Genomic DNA, 19,024 nt, shown 5'->3' with positions numbered 1-19,024 from the left:
GATGGACTATGACGTCACCACCTGGCTGAACCTGGGGCTCCGCTGGCTGCACGTGATCGCCGGCGTCGCCTGGATCGGCGCCTCGTTCTACTTCGTCTGGCTGGACAACAACCTGCGCCCCCCCGTGCCTGAAAAGGACGGCGTGAAGGGCGAGCTGTGGGCGGTGCACGGCGGCGGCTTCTACCACTCGCAAAAGTACATGACGGCCCCGGCCCACATGCCCGACCACCTGCACTGGTTCAAATGGGAGGCCTACACCACCTGGCTGTCAGGCTTCGCCCTGCTGATCGTGCTCTATTACGTGGGCGCGCCGGTCTATCTGATCGACGCCTCCAAGCACGCCTTCAGCCAGGCCGGCGCCATCGCCACGGGCCTGGCCTTCATCTTCGGCGGGCTGGCCGTCTACGAGGGCCTGTGCCGCTCGCCGCTGGGCGGGAAACCGCGCCTGTTCGGCGTCGTCTGGTTCCTGACTCTGACGGCCGCGACCTGGGCCCTGACCCAGTTGTTCAGCGACCGCGGGGCCTTCATCCACGTCGGCGCGATCATCGGCACCTGCATGGTCGGCAACGTGTTCCTGATCATCATCCCCAACCAGCGCAAGATCGTCGCCGACATGCTGGCCGGCCGCCCCGTCGATCCACGCCTGGGCGCGATGGGCAAGCAGCGCTCGGTGCACAACACCCACATGACCCTGCCGGTCATCTTCATCATGATCAGCAACCACTATCCGGCGGTGACGGGCCACCACCTGGCCTGGCTGCTGCTGGCCCTGATCAGCGCCGGCGGCGTGTCGATCCGCTACTTCTTCATCCTGCGCCACCACGGGGTCACCAAGCCCGACTACCTGATCCTTGGGGCGTTCCTGATCTTCGGCGTCAGCATGATCGCCAGCATCAAGCCCAAGGCTGAAACGGTCTCGAACGTGCCCTTCCCGGTCGCCCAGGCGATCGTCCAGAAGCACTGCGTGGCCTGTCACGCCGCCGTCCCGACCCACAAGGGCTTCACCGCCCCGCCCAACGGCGCGGCCTTCGACACGCCGGTCGGGATGGCGCGCTATGCGGGCAAGATCCGGGAACGCGCGGTGGACTCGACCAGCATGCCCCTCGGAAACGAGACTCACATTACCGATCACGAACGCGCCCAGTTGGGCGCCTGGATCGAAGCTGGAGCAAAGACGCAGTGACCACCCTGGTAGAGACGCCTTCGGCCGCACCGACCGACGACGCCGCTCCGGCGCCCCGCAAGCGAAACGCCGAGCGGACGCGCAAGGCGATCCTGACCGCGGCGCTGCGGGAGTTCTCCCAGGCGGGCTACGCCGGCGCGCGGATCGAGAAGATCGTCAAGGCCGCCAAGTGCAACATCCGCATGCTCTACCACTACTTCGGCGACAAGAAGGGCCTGTACCTGGCGGTGCTGGAGGCCGCCTACGAGGACCTGCGCGGCCGCGAGGCCGAGCTGGAGATCGACTTCGACAAGCCGCTTGAAGGCTTCCTGGCTCTGCAGCGCTTCACCTTCGACTATTTCGAGAAGAACCCCCGCATCGACGGCCTGCTGCGCAACGAGAACCTGATCCAGGGCAAGTTCGTCTCGCAGTCGCGCAAGGTCACCGAGACCGCCTTTCCGCTGCGCCGGACCATCGAGCACCTGATCGACAGCGGCCAGAAGCAGGGGATCTTCCGCGACAACCTGGACTGGGCCCAGATCTACGTGACCATCGCGGCCATGAGCCGGTTCCACCTGGCGAACGGCTATTCGCTGTCGGTGACGCTGGATACCGACATGAGCAAGCCGGAGTGGCGTCGGGCGCGGCTGACGCATGCGCTGGAGCTGTTGGAGGGGTATCTGCGGAAGTAGGTGCAGCGAACACTTGCCCCCTACGGGTCGCTTCGCGACCGTCTTCCCCCAGAGGGGGAAGAGGACGCCGCGCGAAAGTCCTCCGCCCCCTTGCCGCGACAGACGGCGAAGCCGTCAGGCGGGGGCAAGTCCGTGGGCCACCGCCTCTAGAACAGAACCCCCTTCTCCAGCATCCCGTGCACCCCCTTCTCGCCGTTGACCATCTGGGTCACCCGGAAATCCACGGCCAGCGAACAGAACTGGTAGGCCTGCACCCGCGTCAGCGATGACCGCGACACGATCAGGTCGATCATCGCCCGCAAGGCCTGCTTCATCGCCAGGTCCAGGTCCTCGTTGAAGCCCAGCGTCAGGTAGTGGGTCGGGCTTTCCGCGCTCGGCCAGGTCCGAACCCCGACGTCGGCAGCCTTGTGCAGCACGAAGGTGAAGGTGCCGGTCAGCCCCATCTCCAGGGCGTTGACGCAGACCTCGCCGTCGCCTTGCCGCCCGTGACCGTCGCCGGCCGAGAAGTTCGCGCCCGGAACCCAGACCGGCAGGAACAGGGTCGAGCCGGCGACCAGCTCCTTGCAGTCCATGTTGCCGCCGTGTTCGCGCGGCTCGCGGCTGGACAGGCGTCCGTAGCGGGCCGGCGGGGCGACGCCGGTCGTGCCGAAGAACGGCCGCAGCGGCAGGGTCGGGCCCCAGGCCGGCTTGCAGGTCCCCGCCGTGGCGTCGACGGCGATGTGGCTGACATAGCGCTCGGGAAACTCGTCCGGCAGGGTCCCGGCCAGCGGCCGGACGGCGCAATAGCCCCAGGTGTTGTTCGGCTCGATGGCCTCGATCCGCACCTCCAGGGTGTCGCCCGGCTCGGCGCCCGCGATCGCCACCGGACCGGTCAGGATGTGCGGGCCAATGCGCTCCAGCCTGGCGTCGTGAATGGCCCGCAGGGCCGGCGGGATGACCAGGCCGGACTCCGGAGCCGGCATGACCTCGGGGCCGCCCGACACGCAGTCGATGACCACCGTGTCGCCGGGCGCGACCGTCAGCACCGGGTCGAAGGCGGCGTCGAAGATCCCGAAGCGCACGGTGTCCGGGGTCGAAGCCAGGTGATGCAGCATGAAGTAAGCCCTCTATTACCAGGGCCCAGTTGGCGCGCGCCGCCCTCGCCGCCCTAGCCTCGACCACCGTGCGGGTCGGCGAAGCGCGCCGGCGCCCACCTGACGGGCGCCGCGACGCCCGGCATGGCGCGGACGTGGGCGTCGGCGCGTTCGAGGCCTATGTTGCTGGAGGCGACCGCCTATCCCGGTTATGAAGATTTTTCTTACTTGTGGAGCTCGCCCGCATGGCGACCGATCCGGCGCTCGCAGCGTTCCTGGCCCTCGATGACGACACGGTCGCCGCCTATGCGGACGCCCGGGCCGAGACGCTGGGCCTGACCCTGCCGCCGGAGACCCGCGCCGGGGTCGTCGAGAACCTGGCCCTGCTGCGCCGCCAGGCCGCGACCTTCGTGGCTAGCCTCGACGAGAGCGTTGGCGCGCCCGGGGCGTTCGAGCCATGAGCGCCGCCGATTTCCGATCGGCCCAGGCCGTCGCCGCCGACATCCAGTGGGGCAAGACCACCGCCCGCTCCGAAACCGAGGCCGCCCTGGCCCGGGCGGCCAGCGACCCGTTCAACGCCTACACCGCCATCTTCGCCGAGCGCGCCCTGGCCCAGGCCGAGGCCATCGACGCCGACCTCGCCGCCGACCGCCCCGTCGGTCCGCTGGCCGGCGTGCCGTTCGCGGTCAAGAACCTGTTCGACGTCGAGGGCGTCACCACCATCGCCGGCTCGAGCATCCGCCGCGACGCGGCCCCCGCTCCCCACGACGCCACCGCCGTCCAGCGCCTGACCGCCGCCGGGGCGGTGCTGATCGGCGCGCTGAACATGGACGAGTTCGCCTACGGCTTCGTCACTGAGAACGCCCACGACGGTCCGACCCGCAATCCGCACGACCCGGCCCGCATCGCCGGCGGCTCGTCCGGCGGCTCGGCCGCGGCGGTCAGCGGCGGGCTCGTGCCCCTGACGCTGGGCTCGGACACCAACGGCTCGATCCGCATCCCGGCCAGCCTGTGCGGGGTGTTCGGCCTGAAGCCCACCTTGGGCCGCCTGTCGCGCCAGGGCGCCTTCCCCTTTGTCGAGAGCCTGGACCATGTGGGGCCGTTCGCCCGCACGGTCGCCGACCTGGCCCTCGCCTACGACCTGATGCAGGGCCCCGATCCGCTGGATCCGCTCTGCCGTCGGCCCGCCGAACCAGCCGCCCCCCGCCTGCAAGCCACGGCCGACGCGCCCCTTCGCGTCGGCGTGCTGGGCGGCTGGTTCGCGCAGGGCGCCTTTCCCGAAGTGCTGGAGGCGCTGGAGATCGTCGCCGACGCCCTGCAGGCCCGGCGCGGCGTCGAACTGCCCGGCGCCGAGCTGGCCCGCGCCGCCGCCTTCTGCCTGACCCCGATCGAGGCCGCTCATCTGCATTTCGACGACCTGAAGTCGCGACCGCTGGACTACGACCCCGCCGTCCGTGACCGCCTGCTGGCCGGCGCCCTGGCGCCTGAAGCCGTCGCCGAGGCCGCGCGCCGCTATCGCCCGGTGTTCCGCGACGCCGTGCGCCGAGTGTTCGAGGATTTCGACGTGCTGCTGGCCCCGGCCTCGGTATGCCCGGCGCCGGGCATCGGCCAGACGACCATGGAGATGGGCGGCCAGCAGGTCTCGGTGCGCAAGAACCTCGGCGCCTACACCCAGCCCATCAGCTACATCGGCCTGCCCGTCGTGGCCGCGCCGGTCAACCGCCCCGGCAAGCTGCCGATCGGCGTGCAGATCATCGCGCCGGCCTGGCGCGAGGACCTGGCCCTGGCCGCCGCCCTGCGCCTGGAGCGATCCGGCGTGCTCGCCGCCCATCGCCCGCCGGAGCCGACACGATGACGACCGTCAACGAACCCGAGGTCCTGGCCGAGGTGACCGCCGCCGTCGACGCCTACGAGATCGCGTTGATGACCAACGACGTCGAAGCGCTGGACGGCTTCTTCCGCGATGCGCCCGAGACCGTGCGCTATGGCGTGGCCGAGAATCTCTACGGTTTCGAGGCGATCGCGGCCTTTCGAATCGGCCGCTCGGGCGGCTCGCCGCAGAGGTCGCGCCTAAGGACGGAAATCACTACGTTTGGGCGAGACTTCGCAATCGCCAACGTCGAATTCCTGCGCGAAGGGGCAAAACGTCCCGGCCGCCAAAGCCAAGCCTGGATCCGCACCGAAAAGGGCTGGAAAATCGTCTCGGCCCACGTCTCGCTTCTCCAGGACGGCGTCGATCAACGCCTTGCGCCGTAAGCGATCGATCGTCAGAGCCATGACAATAAGTAATAAACCTCTGACTTATGATCTGCTTTTGAGCAGTCCTGTCGCGGCGTGGTCAAATAGTAACAACCAGAGCAAAAATTTCACCAAACGGCGGTCGGGACGTCATCAAACCTTTGGATTCGTCTCAATCATTGTGCATTGCACCCTCAAGCGTCGGGCCGCCGACGCATGAAGGGGATACTTCAATGACCACCGCCACCAAGCTGCGCAGCCGCCTCCACCGCGGCGCCGCCCTCACCGCCCTGGCCATCGCCGTCGGTGTCGCCGCCCCGGCTTTCGCCCAGGAAACGCCCACGGCGCTGAGCGACGTGATCGTCACCGCCCAGAAGCGCTCGGAAAACATCCAGGAAGTGCCGGTCTCGGTCGCCACCATGGGCGGCGAGAAGCTGGACGCCCTGTTCGCCGGCGGCGAGGACGTGCTGGCCCTGTCGAGCCGCGTGCCCGGCCTGTTCGTCGAAAGCTCCAACGGCCGCGCCGCCCCGCGCTTCTACATCCGCGGCCTGGGCAACACCGACTTCGACCTGGCCGCCTCGCAGCCGGTCTCGGTGATCATGGACGACGTGGTCATGGAAAACGTCGTGCTGAAGAGCACGCCGATCTTCGACGTCGAGCAGGTTGAAGTGCTGCGCGGCCCGCAGGGCACGCTGTTCGGCCGCAACACCACCGCCGGCATCGTCAAGTTCGACAGCGTCAAGCCGAGCCAGACCTTCAAGGCCAACGGCACGGTGACCTACGGCTCGTACGGTTCGTGGACCGCCGAAGCCGGCGTCGGCGGCCCGCTGGTCGCCGACAAGCTGGCCGGCCGGATCGCCATCCTGGGCCAACACCGCGACGACTACATCGACAACACCTTCACCGGCGTGAAGGACGCGATGGGCGGCTATGACGAATACGCCATCCGCGGCCAACTGCTGTGGACCCCGACCGCCGACCTGAGCGTCCTGCTCAGCGCCCACAACCGCTCGCTGGACGGCACGGCCGCGATCTTCCGCGCCAATATCCTCACGGCCGGCAGCAACAAGATCAACGGCAACTTCGACCGCAAGGAAGTCTTCTACAACGGCGGCGCCAACAACCCGCAGAAGTACGACGGCAACGGCGAGTCGATTAAGGTCGACTACGACTTCGGCGACGTGACCCTGACCTCGATCAGCGCCTACGAAACCACCAACGGCTACAGCCGCGGCGACATCGACGGCGGCGTGGCCGGCACCGGCCCGGGCTTCATCCCCTTCGATTCCGACACCAAGGACGGCATCGACGACCTGGACCAGTACACCCAGGAACTGCGCCTGGCCTCGGACACCGAAGGCCCGTTCAGCTGGCAAGTCGGCGGCTACTACTTCAAGTCCGACTTCCTGGTGACCACCGACGCCGGCTTCGCCAAGGCGACGCTGAATCACAAGAACACCGCCTGGGCCGGCTTCGGTCAGGCCGCCTACCAGGTCACCCCGGCCCTGAAGATCACCGCCGGCGCCCGCTACACCGACGACAAGAAGACCATGACCGTCGTCGGCTCGACGGCGCCGGAAGTCGAAGTGTCGGACAGCAAGGTCTCGTGGGACCTGTCGGCCTTCTACACCGTCACCGACGACTTCAGCCTGTACGCCCGGGCCGCTCACGGCTTCCGCGGCCCGACCATCCAGGGTCGCGACGTGGTGTTCGGCGCCTCGCCCTCGGTCGCGCAGTCGGAAACGATCCAGTCGTACGAAGTCGGCTTCAAGAGCGAACTGCTGGACCGCCGCGTCCGCTTCAACGGCGCGGTCTTCACCTATGAAGAAAAGAACCCGCAGTTCAGCGCCATCGGCGGCGCCACCAACGGCACCCTGCTGATCAACGCCGACAAGGGCGAAGCCTACGGCGTCGAGTTCGACGGCGAGTTCAAGGTCACCGAGAACCTGCTGCTGACGGCCGGCTACAGCTACAACCACACCAAGATCAAGGACAGCGATCTGGCCGTGGCGGTCTGCGCCCAGTGCACGGTCACCGATCCGCTGAACGGCTCGGGTCAGGCCCTGGTCAACGGCAACCCGTTCCCGAACGCGCCGGAATACGTGCTGAACTTCACGGCCCGCTACAGCTACCCGGTCGGCGACGGCGAACTGTTCGCCTACACCGACTGGTTCCAGCAGGGCTACACGAACATCTTCCTCTACCAGAGCAAGGAGTTCTACTCGAAGGGCGACTTCGAAGGCGGTCTGAAGCTGGGCTACGCCAAGCAGGACGGCAGCTACGAAATCGCCGCGTTCGCCCGCAACATCACCAACGAGGTGAACCTGCGCGGCGGCATCGACTTCAACAACCTGACCGGTTTCGTCAACGAGCCTCGGATCGTCGGCATCTCGATCAGCGCCAAGCGGTAATCTGAAAGACCCCGCCCGGCCTTCGCGCCGGGCGGATTGCCCGAAGGATTGCCATCGTCCCGCCATGCTCCCGGTTCGCGCCGGGAGCATGGTTCGTTTCGGAGGGTCTCCCCCTCCATCACACGATGAGATAAGTCCTTCGGATGACGACTTCCCCTACGCCCAGCAAGATCATCTTCGACACCGACCCCGGCATCGACGACGCCATGGCGCTGCTGTTCATCGAGGCCAGCCCCGCGCTCGAGCTGGTGGCCGTGACCACGGTCTACGGCAACGCCGACATCGAGATCACCACTCGCAACGCCCTGTATCTGAAGGACCGCTTCGGCCTGAAGGCCCCGGTCTTCAAGGGCACGGACAAGCCGCTGACCCGGCCGCGCAATCCCTCGCCCACCTTCGTGCACGGCGAGAACGGTCTGGGCGACGTCGAGCTGCTGGGTCTGGTGCCCGCCAAGCCCGAGGCCAAGCCGGCCTATCAGGCGATCATCGACCTGGTGCGCGCCAACCCGGGCGAGATCACCCTGGTCGCGGTCGGTCCGCTGACCAATCTGGCCCTGGCGCTGAAGGCCGATCCCGCGTTCGCCCCCCTCGTGAAGGCCGTGGTGATCATGGGCGGCGCGTTCGGCGTGGCCGGCAAGCCGGGCAACGTCACCCCGGTGGCCGAGGCCAACATCTGGAACGACCCGGAAGCCGCCGACCTGGTGTTCACCGCCCCCTGGCATGTGACCGCCGTCAGCCTGGACGTCACCACCCAGGTGGTGATGACCCCCGGCTACATGGACGCCCTGGAAGCCTCGGCCGGCCCGGCCGGCGAATTCCTCAACGCCATCTCCAAGCCCTATGCGGCCTTCTATGGCGGCCGCGACGGCATCGTCGGCTGCTGCGTGCACGACGCCGCGGCCGTGGCGTTTGTGATCGATCCGTCGCTGTTCGAGGTCCGGGCGGGTTCGATCCGGGTGATCACGGATGGGATCGCCCTGGGACAGACGTGCCAGAAGGTCGACGGGGAGCTGTTCGGGCCGTCGGCCTGGGATGACCAGCCGGTCCAGGCGATCACCGTGGGGGTGAAGGCCGAGGGGTTGTTGAAGCTGTATGCGGAGACGATGGGCGTTTAAGCGGCGAGCACTTGCCCCCTACGGGTCGCTTCGCGACCGTCTTCCCCCACAGGGGGAAGAGGAGCCGCGCTTGACGTCCTCCGCCCCCTATGGGGGCGGACAGACCGCGAAGCGGTCAGGTGGGGGCAAGTGGGGTGAGCCCTAACGCCGATACCGCTCCACCCCGGCCACATACGTCCGCTCGACCACCCGGTCATCCCCCAGCACCGTCAGCGCGAACAGCCTGTCCTCCAGGCTCCGCGCCGCCGGCATCCGCCGCGCCAGCAGCGGCGTGGCCGCCAGGTCCAGCACCAGGAAGTCGGCGATCTTGCCGTGCTCCAGGCTCCCGATCTCGTCCTCCAGCCCAAGGGCCCGCGCCCCGCCCAGCGTCGCCAGGTACAGCGCGTGGAACGGATCCAGCGCCTCGCCGCGCAGCTGGCCCACCTTGTAGGCCTCGCCCAGGGTGTGGAGGATCGAGAACGTCGTCCCCGCCCCCACGTCCGTGCCGATCCCCACCTTCACCCCGTGGGCGCAGGCGGTCTCCAGCGGGAACAGGCCCGAGCCCAGGAACAGGTTCGAGGTCGGGCAGAAGGCGATCGCCGAGCCCGCCTGAGCCAACCGCTGGAAAGCGTCTCCCTGCAGATGGACGCAGTGGGCGAAGACAGAGCGCTTCCCGACCAGGCCGAAGCGGTCGTAGACGTCGAGATAATCCGTGGCGTCCGGGAACAGCTTCGCCGTGTCGACGATCTCGCGGATGTTCTCCGACAGGTGGGTCTGCATCCACACCGTCGGGTGCTCCGCCAACACCTCGCCGGCCATGGCCAGTTGTTCGTCGCTGCAGCTGATCGCGAAGCGCGGCGTGACCGCGTAGCCCAGCCGGCCCTTGCCGTGCCAGTCGGCGATCAGGCTCTGCATGTCGGCCCGGCTGCTCTCGACCGTGTCTGTCAGGCCGGGCGGGGCGTTGCGGTCCATCAGCGACTTGCCGGCGATCACCCGCATGTCGCGCTTCAGGGCTGCGGCGAACAGCGCCTCGACCGAAACCTTGTGCACCGAGCCAAACACCAGGGCGCTGGTCGTGCCGTTGCGCAGCAGCTCCTCGACGAAGAACTCGGCGGTCTCTTCGGCGTGTCCCGGGTCGGCGAAGGCCGCCTCGGCCGGGAAGGTGTGACGCTCCAGCCAGTCCAGCAGCTGCTCGCCATGGGCGGCGATGATGTCGACCTGCGGGAAGTGGATGTGGGTGTCGACGAAGCCCGGGACGATCAGCTTGCCGCGCAGGTCCTCGACGGCGACGTCGCCCAGCTCGTCGGCCAACTTGGCGTGGTCGCCGCAAGCGACCACGCGACCGTCCTCGACCAGCAGCAGGCCGTCCTCGTGGAAGGCGTGCGCCTCTCCATCCGTGATGCTCGGGTCGGCCTCCAGCTGGAGGATCGACGCCCTATAGGCTTGCAAGCTGGAGATCCTTCGTACGTTCGCGGCGGGCGGCCTCGAGCCGCATCAGCAGGTCGGCGACCACCGAGACGGCGATCACCTCGGGGGCCTTGTTCTTCAGGTGCGGCAGGCCGATCGGGCAGGTGACGCGGGACACCGTCCCGTCGCCGAAGCCGTCCTTGCGCAGCCGGCTCAGGAACCGGGCCTTCTTGGTGTCCGACCCGATCAGGCCCAGATAGCCGAACGCCCCGCCGGCCAGGGCCGACGAGGTCAGGGCGTAGTCCAGATCATGGTCGTGGGTCATGACAAGGATGTAGGCGTCGGGGCCCACGCCCATGGCGGCGGCGGCCAGTTCGGCGGGTGTTCCCACCGTCACGCCCAGAAACTCGGCGGTCTCGGGGCGGGTGTCGTACCAGGCCAGGCGGAACGGCAGCGGCTCCAGGGCCCGCGCCACGGCCTGGCCCACATGGCCAGCGCCGAACAGCAGCACCGGCGGGCGCGGCAGATCCTGCGGCTCGACCAGCACGTCGCCCAGGATCGGCCGGGCCCCGCGCGCGGTGGCCGGTTCGCCCGCCAGGGTGATCGGCGCGCCGTCGGGACTGGACGCCGCGACCGGGGCGATGGTCTTGGACAGGGCGCCGGGGTTGAAGCGGGTGCGGACCTCGAAGGGCTGATCAGCGTCCAGGCGGCGCGCGGCGTCGGTCAGCCAGTCGACGGCGGTCTTGTCCAGGCGCTCGATCAGCAGCCGCACACGACCGCCGCAGCACTGGGCCAGCAGCGGGCCAAGCGGATAGTCCTGCAGGGCGAAATGCACCTGTGTCAGCAGCATCCGCCGCGCCTGGTCGGCGACCTGATGCTCCAGGTTGCCGCCGCCGATCGTGCCGGCCTGGCCGTCGGCCCAGACCACCATCTTGGTCCCGGCGTCGCGCGGAGCCGAGCCCTCGGTGGCCAGGATAGTCACCAGGGCGACCGTCTCGCCGAGGGCCAATTGGGCCAGGGCGGAGCGGGCCCAGTTCACGACGCCGCCCTCCGCTTGACGTCCTCGACCGCCATCAGGATCCGCTCCGGCGTCGCCGGCGCGTCCAGGTCGGGAAACACCTTGTGATCGACCGCCGAGGCCACGGCGCGGTTCACGGCCGACAGCACCGACAGGGCCAGCATCAGCGGCGGCTCGCCCACGGCCTTGGAGCGGTGCACCGTCTCCTCGACATTGCGCCCCGGTTCCCACAGCGCCACGTTCAGCACCGCTGGCCGGTCGCCACAGGTGGGAATCTTGTAGGTCGAGGGCGCGTGGGTCAGCAGCCGGCCGTCGGCGCTGAACACCAGTTCCTCGGTGGTCAGCCAGCCCATGCCCTGGATGAAGCCGCCCTCGATCTGGCCCAGGTCGATGGCCGGGTTCAGCGAGCAGCCGGCGTCGTGCAGGATATCGGCCCGCGTGACCTTCATCTCGCCGGTCAGGGTGTCGATCAGCACCTCGCTGCAGGCCGCGCCGTAGGCGAAGTAGTAGAACGGCCGGCCGGTGTGGGTGGCGCGGTTGTAGTGGATCTTGGGCGTGGCGTAGAAGCCGGTGGACGACAGCGACACCCGGGCCAGGTGAGCCTGGCGGCACAGGGCGGCGAACGGGATCAACTCGCTCCCGGCCCGCAGGCCTTCAGGCGTGAACTCGACCTCGCCCTCGTCGCAGCCCCATTTCTTCGCCGCGAACGCGACCAGCCGCGCCTTGAGGGTGTTGGCCGCGTTCAGCGCCGCCATGCCGTTCAGGTCGGTGCCCGACGAGGCCGCCGTGGCCGAGGTGTTGGGGACCTTGTCGGTGACGGTGGAGGTCACCTTGATCCGCGATACGTCGACCTTGAACGCCTCGGCGACGATCTGGGCGACCTTGACGAACAGCCCCTGCCCCATCTCCGTCCCGCCGTGGTTCAGCAGGATCGAGCCGTCGGCATAGAGGTGGATCAGCGCCCCGGCCTGGTTCAGGTGGGTGGTGGTGAAGGAGATGCCGAACTTCACCGGCGTCAGGGCCAAGCCCTTCTTCAGCACCGAGCTGCGGGCGTTATAGGCGTCGATCTCGCGCTGGCGGGCCTCGTAGTCGCAGGACGCCGCCAACTCCGAGAGCAGTTGCGGCGCGACGTTGTCCTCGACGGTCTGGTGATAGGGCGTGAGGTTCCGCCCCTCGCCGCCATAGAGATTGCGTTGGCGGACCTCCAGCGGGTCCAGCCCCACGGCCTGGGCGACGGCGTCCATCACCCGCTCGATCGCCGCCATGCCCTGCGGACCGCCGAAACCCCGGAAGGCGGTGTTCGACACCGTATGGGTCTTGAAGCGGTGCGAGACGATCTCGACGGCCGGCAGGAAGTAGCAGTTGTCGGCGTGGAACATCGCCCGGTCGTTGATGGCCATCGACAGGTCGGTGGTCGAGCCGCAGCGCGAGGCCAGCTCCAGGGCCAGGCCGGTCAGCCGGCCTTCGTCGTCGAAACCAACGTCGTAGGCGACCTCGAAGTCATGCCGCTTGCCGGTCATGACCATGTCCTCGTCGCGATCCGGACGAGCCTTGGCGGCGCGGCCGGTCTTCACGGCGACCAGGGCCGCGGCGGCGGCGAACAGCGAGGCCTGGGTCTCCTTGCCGCCGAACCCGCCGCCCATCCGGCGCACCTCGATGGTCACCGAGGTATGCGGCACGTCCAGCACGCGGGCGACCAGATGCTGGACCTCGCTGGGATGCTGGGTCGACGACCAGACGTGGACGTCGCCGCCCTCGCCCGGCGTGGCCAGGGCGACCTGGCCTTCGAGATAGAAGTGGTCCTGGCCGCCGATGGCGAACGCGCCTTGCAGGCGTCGCGGCGAGGCCGCCAGGGCGGCGGCCGTGTCGCCGCGCGCCATGCGCTGGCTGGCCTCGATCTTCAGGTCGGCCTCGCGGGCCTCCCCGATGGTGATCGCGGCCGGCAGGTCCTCGTACTCGACCACGGCCTTGGCGGCGGCTGCGCGGGCGGCTGCGATCGAGGTGGCGGCCACGGCGAACAGGCTCTGACCGACGCAGATCACCTCGCCGTCGGCGAACAGCTTGTCGTCGTGGATCACCGGGCTGACGTCGTTCTCGCCGGGGATGTCCTGGGCGGTCAGCACCGTCACCACGCCGGGCGAGGCGCGGACGGCCGACAGGTCCATCGACACGATCCGGGCGTGGGCCTTCCTGCTCATGCCCAGGTGGACGTGAAGCATGCCGGCGGGCTCGGGGATGTCGTCGACATAGATCGCCGCACCCGAGACATGGCGCAGGGCGCTGTCGTGCGGCAGCGAGGCGTGGACGCCCTGGAACACGACCGGCTCGATCACCGTGGAACTGGAGTCAGCCATGGGCCGCCTCCGGCGTTTGGGGGGGCGCCTCCGGCACGCGGGTCTCCAGGTCCGGCCGGGCGGACTCGATGAAGACCTTGCGCAGCATGTTGCCGGCCGTCAGGGCGCGATAGGCGGCCGAGGCGCGGGCGTCGGTCAGCGGCGTGAAGTCGCCGGCCAGGGCCTCGACGGCCGCGTGGATCGTGGTGCGGTTCCAGATCTGGCCGACCAGGGCGTCTTCGCAGGCCGTGGCCCGCTTGGGCGTGCCGGCCATGCCGCCATAGGCGATGCGGGCGCTGACGACGGTCTCGTCGACAATCTGGATGTTGAACGCCCCGCACACTGCCGAGATATCCTGGTCGAAGCGCTTGGACAGCTTGAAGACCTTGAACATCGCGCCCGGCGCCGGATCGGGGACCAGCACGGCCTCGACGAACTCGCCCGGACGGCGATCCTGCTTGCCATAGGCGATGAAGAAGTCTTCCAGCGGCACGGCGCGCCGCTCGTTCCACTGGCGCAGGACCAGGGTCGCGCCCGCCGCGATCAGCGCCGGCGGCATGTCGCCGATCGGCGAGCCGTTGGCGATGTTGCCGCCGATTGTACCGCTGTTGCGCACCTGGGTCGACCCCAGCCGCCGCATCATGGCGCCGAGATCCGGATAGAGTTCGCTCAGCGTCTCCAGGGCGTCGACATAGCGCACGCCCGCTCCGATCCTCAGGTTTCCGTCTTCGCGGGTGACGGTCTTCAGTTCGTCGACCCGGCCGATGTCGATCAGGGTCTTCAGCGGCTTGCGAAGCTTGGTGACCCACAGGCCGATGTCGGTGGCCCCGGCCACGATCACCGCGTCGGGGTTAGCCGCATAGGTCTGGGCCAGCTCGTCCATGCCGCGCGGCGTGAACCAGCGACGGGCGCCCCCGGCGATGGGGTCGTCATGCTGCAGCTCCAGCATGGTCTCACGCTTCAACCCCGCCAGCTTGTCGGCCACGTCCGGCGCCGCCTCTGGGACGATCGCCTCGGCCGCCGCGATGATCGGGCCATAGCCGGTGCAGCGGCACAGGTTGCCCGCCAGCACCTCGTCGATCGGCGCATCCGCGCCCTTGGCCGCCACGGCCCGACCGTACAGCGACATGACGATGCCGGGCGTGCAGAAGCCGCATTGCGAACCGTGATGCTCGACCATCGCCGCCTGCACGGGATGCGGCTTCTCCTCCGCCCCATCCTTTCTGGACACGCCCTCGACGGTGATCACCGCCTTGCCGTCCAGCATCGGCACGAACTGGATGCAGCTGTTGACCGCCCGCCAGGCGGTCCCGCCCTGCCCGTCCAGCTCGCCGACCAGCACCGTGCACGATCCGCAGTCGCCCTCGGCGCAGCCTTCCTTGGTCCCCGTGCGCCGCAGGTCGCCGCGCAGATGCTCCAGCAGCGTGCAGGTGGGGTCGACGCCCTTGGCCTCGACCACCTCGCCGTTCAGCAGGAAGCGCACCGTGTGAGCCATCAGCTGCCCCGATAGGTGGAATAGGCGAACGGCGAGACCAGCAGCGGCACGTGATAATGCTGAGCCGTGTCGGACACCGCGAAGTCGATCACCACCACGTCCAGGAACGGCGGATCGCTGACGACCGCGCCCAAGGCCTTGAAATAGTCGCCCGCCGAAAACTCCAGCCGATAGCCGCCGACCGTCAGATCCTCGCCCTCGACCAGGCGCGCCCGGCCGTCCGCGTCGGTGCGGGTTTCGCTTAGCAGGCTGACCTTTTCGCCGCGCCGGGCGGAAACCCGCACAACGACCCCCGCCGCCGGGCGGCCGGCCGCCGTGTCGAGGATGTGGGTGGTTAGGCCGCTCATGCGTTCGTGGTTCCTTGCTCGACGTCGCCGTGCGCCATTCTAGACCCCTGGGCCTTCCGAGCGATGCTGAAACCGCCTCGCCCGCAAGTCCAGCCCGGACGCTCCATCGCCCCGCCAAGACGGCGAACCGCCTTGCATGGCGGCGCTGGGCGCCCGCCGGATAGGCGCTATATAAGTCTTTTATTACTTATCGGGCCACCCGCGATCGCCCTCGCGGCGCCCCGAACCGCAAAAAACGTGGCCTGACCTTGGGTAAGATTGGAAATACCGCGCCAACACCGGTAGCTAGGCCCTGACGGATCGCACAGAACGCCGCACCAGACGATCCGCGCCGCTTCCACCTTGCGCAGTCACCGAGGAACGACCCGATGGACGAGGATTTCCGTAAAGCCGCCCTGGACTACCACCGTCTGCCGCGGCCCGGAAAGTTGGCGATCGAAGCCACCAAGCGCATGGCCACCCAGCGCGACCTCGGCCTGGCCTATTCCCCCGGCGTCGCCGCGCCCTGCGAGGCCATCGCCGCCAATCCCGACCTGGCCCGCGACTACACAGCCCGCGGCAACTTGGTGGCCGTGATCTCCAACGGCACCGCCGTGCTGGGCCTTGGCAATATCGGCCCGCTGGCCTCCAAGCCGGTGATGGAAGGCAAGGCGGTCCTGTTCAAGAAGTTCGCCGGCATCGACGTCTTCGACATCGAGGTCGACGCTGAGAATCCGGACCGCTTCATCGAGGTGGTCGCGGCCCTGGAGCCCACCTTCGGCGGCATCAATCTGGAGGACATCAAGGCCCCGGAATGCTTCGTCATCGAGCGCAAGCTGCGCGAGCGGATGAACATCCCGGTCTTCCACGACGACCAGCACGGCACCGCCATCGTCTGCGCCGCCGCGGTCCGCAACGCCCTGCTCGTCCAGGGCAAGCAACTGAAAGACGTGAAGCTGGTGACCTCGGGCGCCGGCGCGGCCGCCCTGGCCTGCGTGGACCTTCTGGTCTCGATGGGCCTGCCGGTCGAGAACGTGACGCTGACCGACATCAAGGGCGTCGTCTACGCCGGCCGCGACGACGACATGCTCGACAACATGGCCCGCTACGCCCGCAAGACCGACGCCCGCACCCTGTCGGAAGTACTGGCCGGCGCGGACATCTTCCTGGGCCTCTCGGCGCCCCGGGTGTTCAAGGCCGAATGGCTGCCGCTGCTGGCCCCCAATCCGCTGATCCTGGCCATGGCCAATCCCGAGCCGGAGATCCTGCCCGAGCTCGTCGCCGCCCAGCGCCCCGACGCCATCATGGCCACCGGCCGCAGCGACTATCCCAACCAGGTCAACAACGTCCTGTGCTTCCCGTTCATCTTCCGCGGCGCGCTGGACGTCGGCGCGTCGGAGATCAACGAGGCCATGAAGGTGGCGGCCGTCGAGGCCATCGCCGAACTGGCCCGGGCCGAGGCCTCCGAAGTGGTGGCCAGCGCCTATGGCGGCGTCGCCCCGATGTTCGGCGCCAGCTACATCATCCCCAAGCCGTTCGACCCGCGCCTGATCCTGCAGATCGCCCCGGCCGTGGCCCGGGCGGCCATGGACAGCGGCGTGGCCACCCGGCCGATCGCCGATTTCGACGCCTATCGCGCCGAGCTGGAGCTGTTCGTCTATCGCTCGGGCCAGCTGATGCGTCCGGTGTTCGAGCGGGCCCGCAAGGCGACCAAGGCCTCGACCATCCGCGTGGCCTATGCCGAGGGCGAGGACGAACGCGTGCTGCGCGCCGTCCAGACCGTGCTGGACGAAGGCCTCTGCAAGCCGGTGCTGATCGGCAAGCGCGAGACGATCATCGCCAAGGCGACCGAAATGGGCCTGCGGCTGGACTTCGACAATCGCGTCGAGATCCTCGATCCCTCGGCCGACAAGGCGTTGTTCGCCCCGCTGGTCGAGCGCTACCAGGGCCTGGTCAGCCGCCGGGGCGTGCCGCCCCTGGCCGCCGAACGCCGCGTGACCAACCGCCGGACCGTCTCGGCCTCGATGCTGCTGCAGGCCGGCCATGTCGACGCCGCCCTGGTGGGCGGGGCCGGCGACTGGTGGCAGCACATGACCTATGTGCTGCCGATCATCCCCAAGCGCGAGAACGTCGGCCGGGTCTACGCCCTGTCGGCCCTGATCATCGACAACGGCACGCTGTTCTTCTGCGACACCCACGTCAACGTCGACCCGACCGCCGAGCAGGTGGCCGAGATGACCCTGCTGGCCGCGGAATCCGTGCGCCGCTTCGGCCTGACGCCCAAGGCGGCCCTGCTGTCGCACTCCAGTTTCGGGGCGTCGAACTCGCCGACCGCGCGCAAGATGCGCGAGGCCCTGGCCCTGGTCCGCGAGCGCGCGCCCGAGCTCGAGGTCGACGGCGAAATGCACGCCGACGCCGCCCTCTCCCAGGCCCTGCGCGACCGTCTGGTCCACGACAGCGCCCTGAAGGGCTCGGCCAACCTGCTGGTCATGCCCACCCTGGACGCGGCCAACATCGCCCTGACCCTGCTCAGCGCCGCCACCGAGGGCCTGCTGGTCGGGCCGGTTCTGCTGGGCATGAGCCGGCCGCTGCACGTGCTGACGCCCAGCGTCACCGCGCGCGGCATCGCCAACATGACCGCCCTGGCGGTGAACCAGGCGGCCGCCGAACGCGATAATCGAGGGGCCTAGAAGGTCCGCTCACCGCCCCATCCAACGGCGAAAACCAACACGAAAAAGGCCCCGCAGAAGCCCCTCCGCCGTCTCAGCGACGGGGAAAGGCTCCAGCGGGGCCTGATTTCTAGGTCGAAAAGTCGGCTGAACGCTCCGCGTCCGGCCTGATTCCGATCCTTAGAGGATGCGCAGGTTGCCGGCCGAGGTCTTGCCCGAGCGGCGGTCCTGTTCCAGTTCGTAACCGACTTGCTGGCCTTCGTTCAGGCCGCGCAGGCCGGCGCGTTCAACGGCCGAGATGTGCACGAAGATGTCGCCGCCGCCGTTGTCCGGCTGGATGAAGCCGAAGCCCTTGGTGCTGTTGAACCACTTCACCACGCCCGTGCCGGCTTCGCCCGAACCGCCGCCACCGCCGCCGCCGTAGCCGCCGCCGCGGGGAGCATCGTAGCCGCCGCCGCGCGGGGCGTCGAAGCCGCGCGAGGCCGGACGGCGGGGAGCCGAAGGCGCGGCGCCTTGGCCGGTCACGCGCAGATTGCCGGCCGAGGTCTTGCCCGAACGGCGATCCTCTTCCAGCTCATAGGCGACCTGGTCGCCTTCATTCAGGGCCGACAGGCCCGAACGTTCAACCGCGGCGATGTGGACGAACACGTCCTGGCCGCCGTCCTCGGGCTGAATGAAACCAAAGCCCTTGGCCGGGTTGAACCACTTAACGACACCGTTCGCCATCTTATCCTCAAAACCTCATTCAGCGGGCCAGTTGCCGACCCGCGTCCTTCCATCCTGCTCTCATGACGCAAATCTACGGAACGCGCTACGGGGTTTGATTGCAGAATCTCAAGCCAAGGCGGGTCCAGGCGATAAATTTTCGCGTGACACGGGTCGATGGCGACCGAAACGCCACCGGAAGTGGCGCCGAGGCCACACATCGCGAGGCGCTCGAAAGCTTGGCTTTAAGGTTTGGGTGCGGGGACAGGATTTGAACCTGTGACCTTCAGGTTATGAGCCTGACGAGCTACCGGGCTGCTCCACCCCGCGGCGAAGGAGGTAGTTTGTGTATCGTGGGTAGGGTTGGACTTTGGAGCGTGAGCTCTACAAGAAGCATCCTT

Annotated in this window: 15 protein-coding genes, 1 tRNA gene and 1 pseudogene; 8 read left to right on the top strand and 9 right to left on the bottom strand. The window is 68.5% G+C overall.

Translation table 11 applies throughout. The annotated features are described in order from the left end of the window. Position 1: 1 nt before the first annotated feature. Both AC1DMQ_RS21875 and AC1DMQ_RS21870 read left to right on the top strand, forming a co-directional pair. A complete protein-coding gene (locus AC1DMQ_RS21875; RefSeq protein ID WP_477035646.1) occupies positions 2–1,183 on the top strand; it encodes a urate hydroxylase PuuD in 1,182 nt (393 codons plus the stop codon). After that, positions 1,180–1,854, top strand: a complete 675-nt coding sequence (locus AC1DMQ_RS21870; protein ID WP_477035645.1) for a TetR/AcrR family transcriptional regulator — start codon at positions 1,180–1,182, stop codon at positions 1,852–1,854. Before AC1DMQ_RS21875 ends, AC1DMQ_RS21870 begins: the two co-directional genes overlap by 4 nt. 146 nt (positions 1,855–2,000) lie before the next feature. Here AC1DMQ_RS21870 and AC1DMQ_RS21865 read toward each other — a convergent pair whose 3' ends face one another. After that, the gene (locus AC1DMQ_RS21865) at positions 2,001–2,948 is read right to left on the bottom strand and encodes an acetamidase/formamidase family protein (protein WP_477035644.1); all 948 of its coding nucleotides are present in this window, start codon (positions 2,946–2,948) and stop codon (positions 2,001–2,003) included. A gap of 224 nt (positions 2,949–3,172) precedes the next feature. Here AC1DMQ_RS21865 and AC1DMQ_RS21860 point away from each other — a divergent pair, with 224 nt between their 5' ends. The 5 genes from AC1DMQ_RS21860 to AC1DMQ_RS21840 all read left to right on the top strand — a co-directional run bounded on the left by AC1DMQ_RS21860 (position 3,173) and on the right by AC1DMQ_RS21840 (position 8,691). After that, a complete protein-coding gene (locus AC1DMQ_RS21860; protein ID WP_477035643.1) occupies positions 3,173–3,388 on the top strand; it encodes an AtzG-like protein in 216 nt (71 codons plus the stop codon). Further along, entirely contained in the window at positions 3,385–4,782 is a 1,398-nt protein-coding gene (locus tag AC1DMQ_RS21855) for an AtzE family amidohydrolase (RefSeq protein WP_477035642.1), read from the top strand. Before AC1DMQ_RS21860 ends, AC1DMQ_RS21855 begins: the two co-directional genes overlap by 4 nt. Further along, entirely contained in the window at positions 4,779–5,183 is a 405-nt protein-coding gene (gene hpxZ, locus AC1DMQ_RS21850) for an oxalurate catabolism protein HpxZ (protein WP_477035641.1), read from the top strand. Before AC1DMQ_RS21855 ends, hpxZ begins: the two co-directional genes overlap by 4 nt. Positions 5,184–5,398: 215 nt before the next feature. Further along, a complete protein-coding gene (locus AC1DMQ_RS21845; protein WP_477035640.1) occupies positions 5,399–7,576 on the top strand; it encodes a TonB-dependent receptor in 2,178 nt (725 codons plus the stop codon). 143 nt (positions 7,577–7,719) lie between these two features. Then, positions 7,720–8,691, top strand: a complete 972-nt coding sequence (locus AC1DMQ_RS21840) for a nucleoside hydrolase (protein ID WP_477035639.1) — start codon at positions 7,720–7,722, stop codon at positions 8,689–8,691. Between the two features lie 141 nt (positions 8,692–8,832). Here AC1DMQ_RS21840 and guaD read toward each other — a convergent pair whose 3' ends face one another. The 5 genes from guaD to uraH are packed head-to-tail and all read right to left on the bottom strand — an operon-like array spanning position 8,833 to position 15,270. Beyond that, positions 8,833–10,119 (bottom strand): guanine deaminase, encoded by a 1,287-nt coding sequence (gene guaD, locus AC1DMQ_RS21835; protein WP_477035638.1) that lies wholly within the window; start codon positions 10,117–10,119, stop codon positions 8,833–8,835. After that, on the bottom strand, positions 10,106–11,116 hold the full coding sequence (xdhC, locus tag AC1DMQ_RS21830) for a xanthine dehydrogenase accessory protein XdhC (protein WP_477035637.1): 1,011 nt from the start codon (positions 11,114–11,116) through the stop codon (positions 10,106–10,108). Before xdhC ends, guaD begins: the two co-directional genes overlap by 14 nt. After that, complete coding sequence (xdhB, locus tag AC1DMQ_RS21825) at positions 11,113–13,449, bottom strand: xanthine dehydrogenase molybdopterin binding subunit (RefSeq protein ID WP_477035636.1); 2,337 nt, start codon at positions 13,447–13,449, stop codon at positions 11,113–11,115. The genes xdhC and xdhB overlap by 4 nt, the downstream gene beginning before the upstream one ends. Next, positions 13,442–14,923, bottom strand: a complete 1,482-nt coding sequence (gene xdhA / locus AC1DMQ_RS21820) for a xanthine dehydrogenase small subunit (RefSeq protein ID WP_477035635.1) — start codon at positions 14,921–14,923, stop codon at positions 13,442–13,444. The genes xdhB and xdhA overlap by 8 nt, the downstream gene beginning before the upstream one ends. Then, a complete protein-coding gene (gene uraH / locus AC1DMQ_RS21815) occupies positions 14,923–15,270 on the bottom strand; it encodes a hydroxyisourate hydrolase (RefSeq protein WP_477035634.1) in 348 nt (115 codons plus the stop codon). The genes xdhA and uraH overlap by 1 nt, the downstream gene beginning before the upstream one ends. 368 nt (positions 15,271–15,638) lie before the next feature. Between uraH and AC1DMQ_RS21810 the strand changes: the two genes are divergently transcribed. Next, on the top strand, positions 15,639–17,939 hold the full coding sequence (locus AC1DMQ_RS21810) for an NADP-dependent malic enzyme (RefSeq protein WP_477035633.1): 2,301 nt from the start codon (positions 15,639–15,641) through the stop codon (positions 17,937–17,939). Positions 17,940–18,098: 159 nt separating this feature from the next. Here AC1DMQ_RS21810 and AC1DMQ_RS21805 read toward each other — a convergent pair whose 3' ends face one another. The 3 genes and pseudogenes from AC1DMQ_RS21805 to AC1DMQ_RS21795 all read right to left on the bottom strand — a co-directional run bounded on the left by AC1DMQ_RS21805 (position 18,099) and on the right by AC1DMQ_RS21795 (position 18,953). Further along, positions 18,099–18,296 carry a cold-shock protein gene (locus AC1DMQ_RS21805; protein ID WP_026171987.1) on the bottom strand — a complete coding sequence of 66 codons (198 nt, stop codon included), beginning with the start codon at positions 18,294–18,296 and terminating at the stop codon, positions 18,099–18,101. Positions 18,297–18,440: 144 nt separating this feature from the next. Then, a pseudogene (locus AC1DMQ_RS21800) lies at positions 18,441–18,644 on the bottom strand (cold-shock protein); the annotation flags it as partial. Between the two features lie 232 nt (positions 18,645–18,876). After that, a tRNA-Met gene (locus tag AC1DMQ_RS21795) sits at positions 18,877–18,953 on the bottom strand. Between the last annotated feature and the right edge of the window lie 71 nt (positions 18,954–19,024).

The organism is Caulobacter sp. 05L422, from assembly GCF_056397765.1.
This window is presented reverse-complemented; position numbering and strand designations above follow the sequence as displayed.

Bases quoted from the DNA above. Each gene is read 5' to 3' on its own strand.
- AC1DMQ_RS21875 (WP_477035646.1), top strand. From the start codon at position 2: ATGGACTATGACGTCACCACCTGGCTGAACCTGGGGCTCCGCTGGCTG.
- AC1DMQ_RS21865 (WP_477035644.1), bottom strand. From the start codon at position 2,948: ATGCTGCATCACCTGGCTTCGACCCCGGACACCGTGCGCTTCGGGATC.
- AC1DMQ_RS21860 (WP_477035643.1), top strand. From the start codon at position 3,173: ATGGCGACCGATCCGGCGCTCGCAGCGTTCCTGGCCCTCGATGACGAC.
- AC1DMQ_RS21855 (WP_477035642.1), top strand. From the start codon at position 3,385: ATGAGCGCCGCCGATTTCCGATCGGCCCAGGCCGTCGCCGCCGACATC.
- hpxZ (WP_477035641.1), top strand. From the start codon at position 4,779: ATGACGACCGTCAACGAACCCGAGGTCCTGGCCGAGGTGACCGCCGCC.
- AC1DMQ_RS21845 (WP_477035640.1), top strand. From the start codon at position 5,399: ATGACCACCGCCACCAAGCTGCGCAGCCGCCTCCACCGCGGCGCCGCC.
- AC1DMQ_RS21840 (WP_477035639.1), top strand. From the start codon at position 7,720: ATGACGACTTCCCCTACGCCCAGCAAGATCATCTTCGACACCGACCCC.
- xdhB (WP_477035636.1), bottom strand. From the start codon at position 13,449: ATGGCTGACTCCAGTTCCACGGTGATCGAGCCGGTCGTGTTCCAGGGC.
- xdhA (WP_477035635.1), bottom strand. From the start codon at position 14,923: ATGGCTCACACGGTGCGCTTCCTGCTGAACGGCGAGGTGGTCGAGGCC.
- uraH (WP_477035634.1), bottom strand. From the start codon at position 15,270: ATGAGCGGCCTAACCACCCACATCCTCGACACGGCGGCCGGCCGCCCG.
- AC1DMQ_RS21810 (WP_477035633.1), top strand. From the start codon at position 15,639: ATGGACGAGGATTTCCGTAAAGCCGCCCTGGACTACCACCGTCTGCCG.